This is a genomic window from Ottowia pentelensis (genome assembly GCF_964341695.1).
Map to the genome: position 1 here is coordinate 2204866 of NZ_OZ224513.1, position 13252 is coordinate 2218117.

At 69.4% G+C, this 13252-nt stretch carries 16 protein-coding genes; 10 read left to right on the forward strand and 6 right to left on the reverse strand.

Annotation, left to right across the window (positions count from 1 at the left end):
- Positions 1 to 81: 81 nt before the first annotated feature.
- On the reverse strand, positions 82 to 1722 hold the full coding sequence (locus ACWHMB_RS10780; RefSeq protein ID WP_377484275.1) for a 3-(methylthio)propionyl-CoA ligase: 1641 nt from the start codon (positions 1720 to 1722) through the stop codon (positions 82 to 84).
- 143 nt (positions 1723 to 1865) lie between these two features.
- Between ACWHMB_RS10780 and ACWHMB_RS10785 the strand changes: the two genes are divergently transcribed.
- The 5 genes from ACWHMB_RS10785 (at position 1866) to ACWHMB_RS10805 (ending at position 5480) form a co-directional block, all read left to right on the forward strand.
- Complete coding sequence (locus ACWHMB_RS10785) at positions 1866 to 3326, forward strand: protein adenylyltransferase SelO (RefSeq protein ID WP_447648533.1); 1461 nt, start codon at positions 1866 to 1868, stop codon at positions 3324 to 3326.
- Positions 3323 to 3730: a peptide-methionine (R)-S-oxide reductase MsrB gene (gene msrB, locus ACWHMB_RS10790; RefSeq protein ID WP_377484272.1), complete on the forward strand. Its 408-nt coding sequence runs from the start codon at positions 3323 to 3325 to the stop codon at positions 3728 to 3730. Before ACWHMB_RS10785 ends, msrB begins: the two co-directional genes overlap by 4 nt.
- Positions 3731 to 3740: 10 nt before the next feature.
- Positions 3741 to 4304 (forward strand): septation protein A, encoded by a 564-nt coding sequence (locus tag ACWHMB_RS10795; RefSeq protein WP_377484270.1) that lies wholly within the window; start codon positions 3741 to 3743, stop codon positions 4302 to 4304.
- Positions 4301 to 4600, forward strand: a complete 300-nt coding sequence (locus tag ACWHMB_RS10800; RefSeq protein WP_377484268.1) for a BolA family protein — start codon at positions 4301 to 4303, stop codon at positions 4598 to 4600. Before ACWHMB_RS10795 ends, ACWHMB_RS10800 begins: the two co-directional genes overlap by 4 nt.
- Positions 4601 to 4661: 61 nt before the next feature.
- Positions 4662 to 5480 (forward strand): peptidylprolyl isomerase, encoded by an 819-nt coding sequence (locus ACWHMB_RS10805; RefSeq protein WP_377484266.1) that lies wholly within the window; start codon positions 4662 to 4664, stop codon positions 5478 to 5480.
- A 96-nt stretch (positions 5481 to 5576) separates the two neighbouring features.
- Here ACWHMB_RS10805 and ACWHMB_RS10810 read toward each other — a convergent pair whose 3' ends face one another.
- Positions 5577 to 6329 (reverse strand): DUF1624 domain-containing protein, encoded by a 753-nt coding sequence (locus ACWHMB_RS10810; protein ID WP_377484263.1) that lies wholly within the window; start codon positions 6327 to 6329, stop codon positions 5577 to 5579.
- Entirely contained in the window at positions 6329 to 7798 is a 1470-nt protein-coding gene (gene guaB, locus ACWHMB_RS10815; RefSeq protein WP_377484261.1) for an IMP dehydrogenase, read from the reverse strand. The genes ACWHMB_RS10810 and guaB overlap by 1 nt, the downstream gene beginning before the upstream one ends.
- Before the next feature lie 142 nt (positions 7799 to 7940).
- Between guaB and ACWHMB_RS10820 the strand changes: the two genes are divergently transcribed.
- Positions 7941 to 8450 carry a DUF4124 domain-containing protein gene (locus ACWHMB_RS10820; protein WP_377484258.1) on the forward strand — a complete coding sequence of 170 codons (510 nt, stop codon included), beginning with the start codon at positions 7941 to 7943 and terminating at the stop codon, positions 8448 to 8450.
- Between the two features lie 53 nt (positions 8451 to 8503).
- Here the strand turns inward: ACWHMB_RS10820 and ACWHMB_RS10825 are convergent, their stop codons facing one another.
- Both ACWHMB_RS10825 and ACWHMB_RS10830 read right to left on the reverse strand, forming a co-directional pair.
- The gene (locus tag ACWHMB_RS10825) at positions 8504 to 8827 is read right to left on the reverse strand and encodes an RnfH family protein (RefSeq protein ID WP_377484256.1); all 324 of its coding nucleotides are present in this window, start codon (positions 8825 to 8827) and stop codon (positions 8504 to 8506) included.
- Positions 8827 to 9276 carry a type II toxin-antitoxin system RatA family toxin gene (locus ACWHMB_RS10830; RefSeq protein ID WP_377484254.1) on the reverse strand — a complete coding sequence of 150 codons (450 nt, stop codon included), beginning with the start codon at positions 9274 to 9276 and terminating at the stop codon, positions 8827 to 8829. The genes ACWHMB_RS10825 and ACWHMB_RS10830 overlap by 1 nt, the downstream gene beginning before the upstream one ends.
- A gap of 86 nt (positions 9277 to 9362) precedes the next feature.
- On the opposite strand from ACWHMB_RS10830, the gene smpB reads away from it, so the two are divergent.
- The 4 genes from smpB to ACWHMB_RS10850 all read left to right on the forward strand — a co-directional run bounded on the left by smpB (position 9363) and on the right by ACWHMB_RS10850 (position 11684).
- A complete protein-coding gene (gene smpB, locus ACWHMB_RS10835) occupies positions 9363 to 9845 on the forward strand; it encodes an SsrA-binding protein SmpB (protein ID WP_377484252.1) in 483 nt (160 codons plus the stop codon).
- A gap of 95 nt (positions 9846 to 9940) precedes the next feature.
- Positions 9941 to 10306 (forward strand): COG4315 family predicted lipoprotein, encoded by a 366-nt coding sequence (locus ACWHMB_RS10840; protein WP_377484250.1) that lies wholly within the window; start codon positions 9941 to 9943, stop codon positions 10304 to 10306.
- 15 nt (positions 10307 to 10321) lie between these two features.
- Entirely contained in the window at positions 10322 to 10846 is a 525-nt protein-coding gene (locus ACWHMB_RS10845) for an RNA polymerase sigma factor (RefSeq protein WP_377484247.1), read from the forward strand.
- 7 nt (positions 10847 to 10853) lie between these two features.
- Positions 10854 to 11684 (forward strand): anti-sigma factor family protein, encoded by an 831-nt coding sequence (locus tag ACWHMB_RS10850; protein ID WP_377484245.1) that lies wholly within the window; start codon positions 10854 to 10856, stop codon positions 11682 to 11684.
- Here the strand turns inward: ACWHMB_RS10850 and garD are convergent.
- Complete coding sequence (garD, locus tag ACWHMB_RS10855; RefSeq protein ID WP_377484243.1) at positions 11677 to 13242, reverse strand: galactarate dehydratase; 1566 nt, start codon at positions 13240 to 13242, stop codon at positions 11677 to 11679. The genes ACWHMB_RS10850 and garD overlap by 8 nt on opposite strands.
- Positions 13243 to 13252 lie beyond the last annotated feature (10 nt).

Genomic DNA, 13252 nt, shown 5'->3' on the forward strand with positions numbered 1-13252 from the left:
GCCGCAGCGTACCGGCTATGCCGCCGCGGCCAAACCGGGATTTGCCCTAGTCGCTATCACCCATGTGACTGCGGGGCCGGCTCACAGGCCCGGCAGCTTGTAGTCCTTCAGGTCCTCGCGCAGCTTGGTCTTGAGCATCTTGCCGGTGGCGCCCAGCGGAATGGCCTCGACGAACACCACGTCGTCCGGGATCTGCCACTTGGCCTGGCCCTTGCCCTCGTAGAACTTCAGCAGCTCCTCGCGCGTGAGCTGGGCGCCGGGCTTCTTGACCACCGCGACGATGGGGCGCTCGTCCCACTTCGGATGCGGCATGCCGATGCAGGCCGCCATCGCCACCGCCGGGTGGCCCATGGCGATGTTCTCGATGTCAATCGAGCTGATCCACTCGCCGCCGGACTTGATCACGTCCTTGCTGCGGTCGGTGATCTGCATGAAGCCGTCGGCGTCGATGGTGGCGACGTCGCCGGTGGGGAACCAGCCGCGGCCCTGCGCGTCCTCGACCAGCGGGCTGGCGCCCTTGAAGTAGGTGTCCATGATCCACGGCCCGCGCACCAGCAGGTCGCCGTAGGCCTTGCCGTCCCAGGGCTGGTCCTGGCCGTCGTCGCCGACGATCCTCATGTCGACCCCAAAGATGGCGCGGCCCTGCTTGACGCGTATGGCCAGTTGCTGCGCAGGCGGCAGCGACAGCTGCTTGTTCTTGAGCGTGCACACGGTGCCCAGCGGGCTGGTCTCGGTCATGCCCCAGGCGTGCAGCACGTCGATGCCGAACTCCTCGCGGAAGGTGTCGATCATGGCCGGCGGGCAGGCCGAGCCGCCGATGACGGTGCGGTTCATGCTGGAGAACTTCAGGCCGTTGCTCTGGACATGCGTCAGCAGCATCTGCCAGATGGTCGGCACGCCGGCGGCCATGGTCACCTGCTCGGCCTCCATCAGTTCGTAGAGCGACTTGCCGTCCATGGCCGGGCCGGGAAACACCACCTTGCAGCCGACCAGCGCGGCGACGTAAGGCAGGCCCCAGGCGTTGACGTGGAACATCGGCACCACCGGCATCATCGAGTCGCGCGCCGACACGTTCAGCGCGTCGGGCAGCGCGCCGCCGTAGGCATGCAGCACGGTCGAGCGATGGCTGTACAGCGCGCCCTTGGGGTTGCCCGTGGTGCCGCTGGTGTAGCACAGGCCGGCGGCGGTGTTTTCGTCGAACTGCGGCCAGGCATAGTCGGTCTTCTGCCCGCCGATCCAGGCCTCGTAGTCGACCAGGCCCGGAATGCCGCTGTCGGCCGGCAGCTTGTCGGCGTCGCACAGCGCCACCCATTGCTTGACCGTGGGGCACTTGGCGTGGATGGCCTGCACCAGCGGCAGGAACGTCATGTCGAAGCACAGCACCTTGTCCTCGGCATGGTTGATGATCCACGCCATCTGCTCGGGGTGCAGGCGGGGGTTGAGCGTGTGCATCACGCGCTCCGAGCCGGACACGCCGTAGTACAGCTCCATGTGGCGGTAACCGTTCCAGGCCAGCGAGGCCACGCGATCGCCCGCGGCCAGGCCCATGCCGTCGAGCGCGTTGGCCAGTTGCTTGGAGCGCGCGGCCAGATCGCGGTAGGTGTAGCGGTGGATGTCGCCCTCCACCCGGCGCGAGACGATCGGGGTGTCGCCGTGGTGGCGCGCCGCAAAGTCCAGCAGCATGGACGTCAAGAGCGGTTGGTTCTGCATCAGGCCCAGCATGGGTACTCCTCGTGTTGTCAATGAATGGGTCGATATCAATCCTACATTCGCCGAACCGGTGGGCAAGCCGTCGGCGGGCACGCGCGAGACTGGTATTTACCCGCGCCCGCACGCCATTCGCCGCCGGGGCCGACAATGGCGGCATGAGCCCCGCTGCCCTTGCGGCCCCCCCGCTGTTTGCCGAGCACGGCGCGTTCGCCGCGCTGGGCCCGCGTTTTTTCACCGAGTTGGCACCCGCCCCGCTGCCCGATCCCTACTGGATCGGCCGCAGCGCGGCGCTGGCGCGCGAGCTGGGGCTGGACCCGGACTGGCTGGCCAGCGACGAGGCGCTGCAGTGGTTCAGCGGCAACGCGCTGCCGCCGGGCGCCCGGCCGCTGGCCAGCGTCTACAGCGGGCACCAGTTCGGCGTCTGGGCGGGCCAGCTGGGCGACGGGCGCGCGCTGCTGCTGGGCGAGACGCCCGGCGGGCTGGAAGTGCAGCTCAAGGGCAGCGGCCGCACGCCCTACTCGCGCATGGCCGACGGCCGCGCGGTGCTGCGCTCGTCGATCCGCGAGTTTCTCGTCAGCGAGGCCATGCACGGCCTGGGCATCCCCACCACCCGGGCGCTGTGCGTGGTGGGCTCCGACCTGCCGGTGCGCCGCGAGACCATGGAAACCGCCGCCGTGGTGACGCGCGTGGCGCCCAGCTTCATCCGCTTCGGCCACTTCGAGCACTTCAGCTACAGCGGCCAGCACGCCGAGCTGAAGGCCCTGGCCGACCACGTCATCGAGCGCTTCTACCCCGACTGCCGCGCCGCCGCCAACCCCTACGCCGCCCTGCTGGCGCGGGTGACCGAGCGCACGGCGCGCCTGATCGCCCACTGGCAGGCGGTGGGCTTCATGCACGGGGTGATGAACACCGACAACATGAGCATCCTGGGCCTGACCATCGACTACGGGCCGTTCCAGTTCATGGACGGCTTCGATCCCGGCCACATCTGCAACCATTCCGACAGCGGTGGGCGCTACGCCTACGACCAGCAGCCGGCCGTCGCGCACTGGAACCTGTGCGCCCTGGGCCAGGCCCTGTTGCCGTTGATCGGCGACCAGGACCGCGCCATCGCCGCCATCGAACCTTTTGCCAATTTTTACAGCGACGCGCTGGCCGCGCGCATGGCCGCCAAGCTGGGCTTTGCCCGCGCCACGCCGGCCATCGGAACGCTGGTCGACGCGCTGCTGGTGCTGCTGGCGCGCGAGCGCACCGACTGGTCCATCTTCTGGCGCCGCCTGGCGCGGCAGATGGCCGGCGCGGCGGGCGATCCGGTGCGCGACCTGTTCATCGAACGCGCCGCGGGCGACGCCTGGTTGCTACAATATCAAGAGCTTGTCGCACACGATCCAGCAGCGCACAGCCCCGATTTGATGCTCAAGTCCAACCCCGCCATCGTGCTGCGCAACCACCTGGCCGAGCAGGCCATCGCGCGGGCGAAACTAAAGGACTTCGGCCTGCTCCAAGACCTGTTGGGCGCGCTCGAGCGCCCGTTCGACGAGCACCCGGCCCATCCCGACTGGGCCGGCTTTCCGCCCGACTGGGCATCCCAGATCCAGATCAGCTGTTCCTCATGACCCATCCCCTGCACAAGACCGAGGCCGAATGGCAGGCCCTGCTGACCGCCAAGGGCGCCGAGCCGGGCGCGTTCCAGATCACGCGCCACGCCGCCACCGAGCGGCCCTTCAGCGGCAAGTACGAGCGCCACTGGGCCGACGGCAGCTACCACTGCATCTGCTGCGGCGCCAAGCTGTTCGAGTCCGGCACCAAGTTCGACGCCGGCTGCGGCTGGCCCAGCTTCTCGCAGGCCATCCCCGGCACCATCGAGGAGCGGCGCGACACCAGCCACGGCATGGTGCGCGTCGAAACCCTGTGCGCCCACTGCGGCGCGCACCTGGGCCACGTGTTCGAGGACGGCCCGGCGCCCACCGGCCTGCGCTACTGCATGAACTCGGCCTCGCTCGACTTCGAGCCGCGATAATCTCCGCCTCATGAAGCTGCTTCTGGACTTTCTCCCCATCCTGCTGTTCTTCGGCGCCTACAAGCTGTGGGGCATCTACGCCGGCACGGCGGTGCTGATGGCCGCCACCTGTGTGCAGATGGCCGTCATTTACTTCATCGACAAGAAGCTCAGCACCATGCACAAGGCCACGCTGGGGCTGATCCTGATCTTCGGCGCGCTCACGCTGGCGCTGCAGGACGATCGCTTCATCAAGTGGAAGCCGACCGTGCTGTACGCCGCCATGGCGCTGGCGCTGGCGGTGGCGCAATGGGGCTACCGCAAGAACGTGCTCAAGGCCATGCTGGGCGCGCAGATCGCCCTGCCCGACTTCGCCTGGCTGCGCCTGTCGGTGGCCTGGATCGTCTACTGCCTGTTCATGGCCGCCCTCAACGGCTACGTGGCGGCCTATTATTCGACCGACGCCTGGGCCGACTTCAAACTGTGGGGCTACGTGTTTCCGGTGGTCTTCATCGTGGCCCAGGGCTTTTACGTGGCGCGCCACCTGATCGAGCCGGCCGAATCCTCCCAGGCCCACCCTGGAGCACCCGAATGAGCCCCGCGGCGACGCCCGACATCGCCCCGTCGTCCGCCCTGGCCGGGCAGATGCAGGCCCTGCTGCAGCAACGCTTTGCGCCCAGCGCGCTCGAAGTGCTGGATGAAAGCTGGCAGCACGAAGGCCATGCCGGCGCCAACGGCACCGGTTTCGGCACGCATTTTCGGGTGCGCATCACGGCGGTGGCCTTTGCCGGGCTGCCGCGCGTGGCGCGCCATCGCCTTGTGTATGATGCCCTGCAGGACTTCATCGACCATCAGGGGGTGCATGCCCTGGCCATCGAGGCCACGGGTTGAGGCCTCAGTCCTTTTCCTTTCCTCTCGTCCCGTCCGGGATTTTCTTGTTCTCACTGCAACCATGAAAAAACAGCTTCTGGCCGCCTGCGCGGCCGGCCTGCTGGCGGGCGCCTTCGCGCTGCCGGCCATGGCCCAAAACGTCGCCATCGTCAACGGCAAGCCGGTGCCCAAGGCGCGCCTGGACGCGCTCGAGGGGCAGATCAAGGCCCAGGCCGCGCGCACCGGCCAGCCGGTGCCGCCCGAGGTGCAGGGCCAGCTGCGCGACGAGGTCATCGCGCGCGAGGTGTTCATGCAGGAGGCCGAAAAGCTGGGCCTGCAGAGCACGCCCGACTTCAAGGCCAAGATGGACCTGGCGCGCCAGAGCGTGCTGATCGGCGAGCTGTTCGCCGACTACGCCAAGAAGCATCCGGTGACCGACGCGGAAGCCAAGGTCGAATACGACAAGCTGATCAAGGCGCAGGCGCCGGCCGCCGGCACCAAGGAATACAAGGCGCGCCACATCCTGGTCGAGAAGGAAGACGACGCCAAGTCCATCATTGCCCAGCTCAAGAAGGGCGGCAAGTTCGAGGACATCGCCAAGAAGCAGTCCAAGGACACCGGCTCGGGCGCCAACGGCGGCGAGCTGGGCTGGGCCCCGGCCAGCACCTACGTGCCCGAGTTCGGCGCCGCGCTGACCAAGCTGAAGAAGGGCCAGACCACGGACGCCCCGGTCAAGACCCAGTTCGGCTACCACGTGATCCAGCTCGAGGACGAGCGCGACGCCAAGGCGCCCGAGCCCCCGCCCTTCGACGCCGTCAAGGCCCAGCTCAAGCAGCAGATGGAGCAGCAGCAGCTGGCCAAGTACCAGCAGGAGCTGCGCGAGAAGGCCAAGGTCGAGTAAGACCTTCAAGCCTCACAGCCAAAAGCGGGCTTGTCGCCCGCTTTTGTTTTGATAGCTGCTCGCGCAGGCGGGACGCCGGTCAAAGCCCGATTTGGTTTAAAAACCGCGCAGCGCGCCCCAAGCCATCAGCGCACCGATCAGCACCGGCTGGTGCAGCATGTAGTACGCGAGACTGTGGCGCCCCAGCCAGGCCAAACCGCGGCCAAGCGGGCCCACCGGCCCACCCAGCCACGCCGGCGGCAAAGCCCGCGCCGCGCCCACGCCCAGCAGCATCACGCCCAGCCAGGGCAGCAGCGGCACGTAGTCCTCGGTGACGGGCTTGTGCGTGACCACGCCCAGGCCGTTGAGCCAGCGGCTGTCCAGCGCCGCCGCCAGCGCCGGCGGGGCCTGCGTGGCCGCCCACTGGCCCAGCATCGGCGCAGCAAGGATCAGCGCCAGGCCCAGCAGCCAGGGCGCCGCGCCGCGCAGGGCGCGCCCCTGCAGTCCGGCGCGCACCAACAGCAGCATCACCGCCATGCCGTGCAGCACGCCGAAGCTGATCCAGCTGCGCGGAAACATCCACCACGAGCCCAGCGACACCAGCGCCGCGCAGCCCGCGATCTGCGCCCAGCGCCGCCCAAAGCGCGGCCAGCCCTGCCCCGCCTGCACGGCCAGCACCTGCCCCAGGCCGGCGGTGAACAGAAACAGGCTGACGATGGCCGTGCGCTGCAGCGTCCACAGCGGGTCGTCGTAAAAATTCTGGTAGATGACCCCGAAGTGGTTCAGGTCGAACGCGAAGTGATAGGCCGTCATCCACACCAGCGCCAGCCCGCGCAGGGCGTCCACGCGCGGCTGGCGGGCGCTGGGCATCAGTCGGCCCGATAGTTGGGCGCTTCCTTGGTGATCTGCACGTCGTGCACGTGCGACTCGCGGATGCCCGCGGCCGTGATCTGCACGAACTCGGCCTTGGCGCGCAGTTCGTCGATGGTGGCGCAGCCGCAATAGCCCATGGCCGCGCGCAGGCCGCCGGCCTGCTGAAACAGGATGCTGACCACGCTGCCCTTGTAGGGCACGCGCCCCTCGATGCCCTCGGGCACCAGCTTGTCGGCATTGGGGTTGCCGGTGGCGCTTTCCTGGAAATAGCGGTCGGCGCTGCCCTGCTGCATGGCGCCGATGCTGCCCATGCCGCGATAGCTCTTGTAGCTGCGGCCCTGGTACAGCACGATCTCGCCCGGCGCCTCCTCGGTGCCGGCGAACATGCCACCCATCATCACGCTGTGCGCGCCGGCGGCAATGGCCTTGGCGATGTCGCCCGAAAAGCGCACGCCGCCATCGGCGATCAGCGGCACGCCCGTGCCCTCCAGCGCCTCGGCCACGTTGTGGATGGCGGTGATCTGCGGCACGCCCACGCCGGCCACGATGCGCGTGGTGCAGATGCTGCCCGGCCCGATGCCGACCTTGACGCCGTCGGCGCCGACCTCGGCCAGCGCGCGCGCCGCCGCCGCGGTGGCGATGTTGCCGCCGATCACGTCGACCTGCGGATAGTGCTGCTTGACCCAGCGCACGCGCTCGATCACGCCCTGGCTGTGGCCGTGCGCGGTGTCCACCACCAGCGCGTCCACGCCGGCCTTGACCAGCGCGTTTACGCGCTCCTCGGTGCCGGCACCCACGCCCACCGCCGCGCCCACGCGCAGACGGCCGTGGTCGTCGCGCGCGGCGTTGGGAAAGGTGGTCTGCTTGGTGATGTCCTTGACCGTGATCAGGCCCTTCAGGCGGTCCTGCTCGTCGATGATCAGCAGGCGCTCCAGCTTGTGCTTGTTCAGCAGCGCCTTGGCCTCGGCGTGGCTGGTGCCCTCGGGCACGGTGATCAGGCGCTCGCGCGGCGTCATGATGGCGCGCACCGGCACGTCGTAGCGCGTCTCGAAGCGCAAATCGCGCCCGGTGACGATGCCCACCACCCGCCCCTGGTCGATGACCGGAAAGCCGCTGATGTCCAGCTCGTCGGACAACTGCATCACCTGCAGCACCGTGTGCTCGGGCGTGATCACCACCGGATCGCGCAGCACGCCGGACTCATAGCGCTTGACCTTGGCCACCTGCGCGGCCTGCTCGGCGGCGGTCAGGTTCTTGTGCACGATGCCGATGCCGCCCTCCTGCGCCATGGCGATCGCCAGGCGGGCCTCGGTGACGGTGTCCATGGCCGCCGAAACCAGCGGCAGGTTGAGCCGGATGCGGCGCGTGAACTGGGTGGAAAGCGCGGTGTCCTTGGGCAGGACCTGGGAGAACGCCGGCACCAACAACACGTCGTCGAAGGTCAGCGCGGGGCCTAAAAGGCGCATGGTTTGCTCCAAAAAACGGATTGTACCGAAGCCCCCGGCAGCGGCTTTTCGTGCCCGATTCGACACATTCGCCGCGTCCGAAGCGCCAAGGGGTTGTACTTTTGTGCAACTTTTCGTCACCTGACGCTACACTGGGCGTCCCATGACCCTGCATCGCCCTCTCCTTCTTGCCGGCCTGCTGCTGGCCAGCCTGTCGGCCATGGCGCAGTACCAGTGGATCGACAAGGACGGCCGCCGCGTGTTCAGCGACCGCGCGCCGCCGGCCGACGTGCCGGCCAAGAACATCCTGTCGCAACCGCGTGGCGGCGCCGCGTCGGCGGCCGCGCCCGCTGCGGCCGAGTCCGCTGCCCCTGCGGCATCGGCCGCGGTGACCGCCGCCAAGGCCCCGGCGCCGGGCGTCGACAAGGCCCTCGAAGACAAGAAAAAGCAGGCCGAGGCCGCCGAAGCGGCCAAGCAAAAGGCCGACGAGGCCCGCCAGGTTGCCGCGCGCGCCGACAACTGCAAGCGCGCCCAGGGCGCCAAGGCCACGCTGGATTCGGGCATGCGCATGGCCCGCGTCAACGCCCAGGGCGAGCGCGAGGTGCTGGACGACACGCAGCGCGCGGCCGAGCTCAAGCGCGTCAACGAGATCATCGCCGCCAGCTGCAGGTAGCGCCCGCGGCCCGCACGCACCGGCCGACGGCCCGCGCGGGCCGTTTTTCGTGGTCAGTAGCCGGGCTTGGCGCCGGGGCGCCGGCGGGCAAACAGACCGGCCGTGCGCGCCCCCTGCCGGCCGAAGCGCTCGCGCCGCGCGATTTTCGGATCCACCGTCAACGGCCGGTACAACTCCACCCGGTCGCCGTCGCGCAACACTCGGTCCAGCGGCGCCTTGCGGCCCCAGATGCCGACGTCGAGGCCCTCTTCGACCTGCCAGCCGGCCGCATCCAGCGCCTGGCCCAGCGTGCTGCCCGCGGGCAGGCGCAGCTCGCGCTGCTCGATCTGCCGTGGACCGGGCGAGCGCACCAGCAGCACCGCAATCGGTCCGGCCATCACATCGCCGCGCCGTACACCTGCTCGGCGCGCTTGACGAAGGCATCCACCATGCTGGTGGCGATGCGGTCGAACACGGGGCCCACCACGGCCGCCAGCACCGCGTTGGAAAAGCCGTAGTCCAGCTTCAGGTCGATGCGGCAGGCGCGCTGCGTGCCGTCGCCCACCGGCATGAAGCGCCAGTCGCCCTCCAGCCGCGAGAACGGGCCGTCGACCAGGTGCATGCGCACCTCGCGCTCGGGCACGTGCTCGTTGCGGGTGGTAAAGCTCTGCTTCACGCCCTTGAAGGCGATGCCGACCTCGGCGGTCATGCCCGTCTCGGTCTCGGACAGCACGCGCGCGTGGTCGCACCAGGGCAAAAACTCCGGGTAGCGCGCCACGTCGGTGACCAGCGCGTACATCTCGGCCGGCGAGTACCAGATCAGGACGGACTTGTGGACGGATTTCATAGAATGCGCGATTGCTCCTGATTTTAAGGTGCCCCGCGCGCGCCGGTGCCGCTTGCAAGTGGGCACCTGCCCCACATATAGCCCCGATGGCGACCCAGAAAAAGCCCGCTTCCACCAACCCGGTCATTGCCCAGAACAAGAAGGCCGCGTTCAATTATTTCTTCGAGGAACGCTTCGAGGCCGGCATGGTGCTGGAAGGCTGGGAGGTAAAAGCCCTGCGCGCCGGCAAGGCGCAGCTGACCGACGGCTATGTGGTGATTCGGGGCGGCGAGCTGTTCGTCATCGGCTGCCAGATCAACCCGCTGGGCACCGCCAGCACCCATGTGCGCCCCGACGCCGTGCGCACCAAGAAGCTGCTGATGAAGAAGGACGAGATCCAGCGGCTGATCGGCAAGGTCGAGCAAAAGGGCTACACCCTGGTGCCCATCAACCTGCACTGGAAGAACGGCCGCGTGAAGTGCGAAATCGCGCTGGCCAAGGGCAAGGCCACGCACGACAAGCGCGACACCATCCGCGAGCGCGAGGGCAAGCGCGAGGTGGAGCGGGCGCTCAAGAGCCGCCATCGCTGATTTTTTTGCCTGGGCCGTGGAATAAAAGCCCCGCCCGCGGTGTTCATCCCTCGTCAGGCCGCAATCACGCACGCCAACACCGTACGGAGAACACCATGATCCCCTTCAAAACCCTGCTCGTCGCCCTCGCCGTGGCCGGCGGCCCCACGCTCGCCCAGGCCCAGGTGAGCGTCCACGATGGCGCACTCGTCGGCCCCAGCGGCATGACGCTCTACACCTTCGACAAGGATGCGGCGGGCAGCGGCAAGTCGGCCTGCAACGACGGCTGCGCCACCAACTGGCCGCCGCTGACCGCCACCACGGCGCCCAGCGGCGAGGGCTACAGCCTGATCCAGCGCGACGACGGCACCCAGCAGGTGGCCTACAAGGGCAAGCCGCTGTACTACTGGAGCAAGGACAGCAAGCCCGGCGACAAGGGCGGCGACGGCAAGATCAACCTGTGGCACACCGCCATGCCCTGAACCCGCCGCAGCCGCATGAACCACGCGCAGATCGTCGAGCACCTGCCCGGACTGCGCCGCTATGCGCGTGCGCTGACGGGCGACGCCTGGGCCGCCGACGACCTGGTGCAGGACACGCTGGAGCGCGCCTGCCGCAAGTGGCTGCTGTGGCGCCACGGCAGCAATCTGCGCGCCTGGCTGTTCACCTTGATGCACAACCTGTACCTGAACCAGCGCCGCGCCCTGCTGCCGGTGCAGACGCTGGACGACGAGGCGCTGGCCTCCGTCGCCGGCGCGGCGGACGTGGCCGATGACACCGCGCTCGACCTCGACCGCTGCCTGCAGCGCCTGCCGGCCGAGCAGCGCGCCGTGCTGCTGCTGGTGACGCTGGAGGACATGGCCTACGCCGACGTGGCGCGCGTGCTGGGCGTGCCCTTGGGCACGGTGATGTCGCGCCTGTCCCGTGCGCGCGAGCGCATGCGGGCCTTGATGGAGCAAACGCCCGCCCGCTCGCCGCAGCGTCCCGCCCACCCGAACACCGCCCTGCGCCGCCTGAAGTGATGCCCACATGACCGCCAGCCGCCCTGCCCCCCTGCACCCCGACGAGCTGCACGCCCTGGTCGACGGCCGCCTGCCCGCGGCCCGGGCCGAGGCGCTGGACGCCGCGCTCGATCCTTCGGCGCGCGCGCAGGCCGAGGCCTGGCGCCGGCAACGCGACGCGCTGCACGCGCTGCACCGCGACTGGCTGGACCGCCCGCTGCCCGAGGCCGTGCTGGGCGCGGCCGGCCGCTGGCACGACACGCAGGCCAACCAGTGGCGCCGCCTGGCCTGGGCCGGCATGGCGGCGGGCTGGGTGTTGGCCTTCGGCCTGGGCTGGGGCCTGCACGGGCGGCAGGCCGACGACGCGGCGCAGGCCGTCGCCGCGAGCACGCCGCCGGCGCAGTTCGCGCGCCAGGCGGCGGTGGCCTACGCCGTCTACCAGCCCGAGCAGCGCCACCCGGTCGAGGTGGCCGCCGACCAGCAGGAGCACCTGGTGCAGTGGCTGTCCAAACGCCTGGCGCGCCCGCTGACGGTGCCGCGGCTGCAGGCGCAGGGCTTCGACTTGGTCGGCGGGCGCCTGCTGCCGGGCGACGCTGGCGCGCGCGCGCAGTTCATGTACCAGAACGCCACGGGCCAGCGCATCACCCTGTACCTGGGCGCGCTCGACGGCACACCGCTCGAAGCCTTCCGCTTCGACCAGCAGGGCCCGGTCGCCAGCTTCTACTGGGTCGAGCGCGGCTTCGGTTACGCCCTCACGGGCGAGTTGCCGCGGCCGGCGCTGCAGGCGCTGGCGACGGCGGTGTATGAGCAGCTGCAGCGTGGAACCGCCCAGCCGGCCGGCACACGGCAGATCAGGTGACAGGCGCCGGGTTGAACAGCACCAGCGCGTTGTGCAGCTTCCAGTGCTCGGCCCAGGTCTTCTTGCGGCCGCTGGCGACGTCGAGCATCAGCTGAAACAGCTCCCAGCCCACCTGTTCGATGCTGGCCTCGCCATCGGCGATCTGGCCGGCATTGAGGTCCATCAGGTCGTGCCAGCGCTGCGCCAGCGCGGTGCGCGTGGCGACCTTGATGACCGGCACGGCCGCCAGGCCGTAGGGCGTGCCGCGGCCAGTGGTGAACACGTGCAGGTTCATGCCGGCGGCCATCTGCAGCGTGCCGCAGATGAAGTCGCTGGCGGGGGTGGCGGCGTAGGTCAGGCCCTTGGAGCACAGTTTGTCGCCCGGCGCCAGCACGTTGGAGATGGGCGCAGAGCCCGACTTGACGATCGAGCCCATGGCCTTCTCCACGATGTTGGCCAGCCCGCCCGTCTTGTTGCCCGGCGTGGTGTTGGCGCTGCGGTCGGCGCCGCCGCGCCGCAGGTAAGCGTCGTACCAGGCCATCTCGCGGATCATGGCGTCGGCCACCTCGGGGCTGGCGGCGCGCGCAGTGAGCTGGTCGATGCCGTCGCGCACCTCGGTCACCTCGGAGAACATCACGCTGGCACCGGCACGCACCAGCAGATCGGTGCAAAAGCCCACCGCCGGGTTGGCGGTGACGCCACTGAAGGCGTCGCTGCCGCCGCATTGCACGCCCACCACCAGTTCGCTGGCCGGCACGGTGACGCGCCGGCGCCCGTTCAGGCGCTCCAGGTGCACCTCGGCCTGGCGCAGGATCGACTCCACCATGGCCATGAAGCCCACATGCGCCTCGTCCTGCAGCACCACGACGTCCAGCGGCGCCTCGGCGTTGGCGTGGGCGCCGGCATCCGCGGCCTGCGGCATCAGGCGCGAGGGCTGCAGCTTCTCGCAGCCCAGGCTGACCACCATCAGCTCGCCGCCGAAGTTGGGGTTGAGGCTAAGGTTGCGCACGGTGCGGATCGGCACCAGCGCGTCGGGCGCGTCGATGGCCACGCCGCAGCCGTAGCTGTGCTCCAGCGCCACCACGCCGTCCACGTTGGGATATTTGGGCAGCAGCTCGGCGCGAATGCGCTCGATCGCAAACTGGGTCACGCCGGCCACGCACTGCACGGTCTCGGTGATGGCCAGCAGGTTGCGCGTGCCGACCGAGCCGTCAGGATTGCGATAGCCCTCGAAGGTGTAGTCCTCCAGCGGCGGCAGCGGCTGGGGCCGCACGCTGGCCTTGGGCAGGCCCTCGAGCGTGCGCGCCTCGGGCATGCGCAGCAGGCGCTCGTGCACCCAGCTGCCGGCCTGGATGGGTCTGAGCGCGTAGCCGATGGCAATGCCGTAGCGCAGCACGGGCGCGCCCTCGGGCAGATCGACGAGCGCCACCTTGTGCGCCTGCGGCACGCGCTCGAGCAGGGTCAGCCCGCCCTCCAGCACGGTGCCTGCTTCCAGGCCGCCGACGTTGGCGACGATGGCCACGTTGTCCGCCGCATGCATGCGGATGATGTGCGGCGGGCGGGTTTCTGTGGTTGTCATGACAGACACT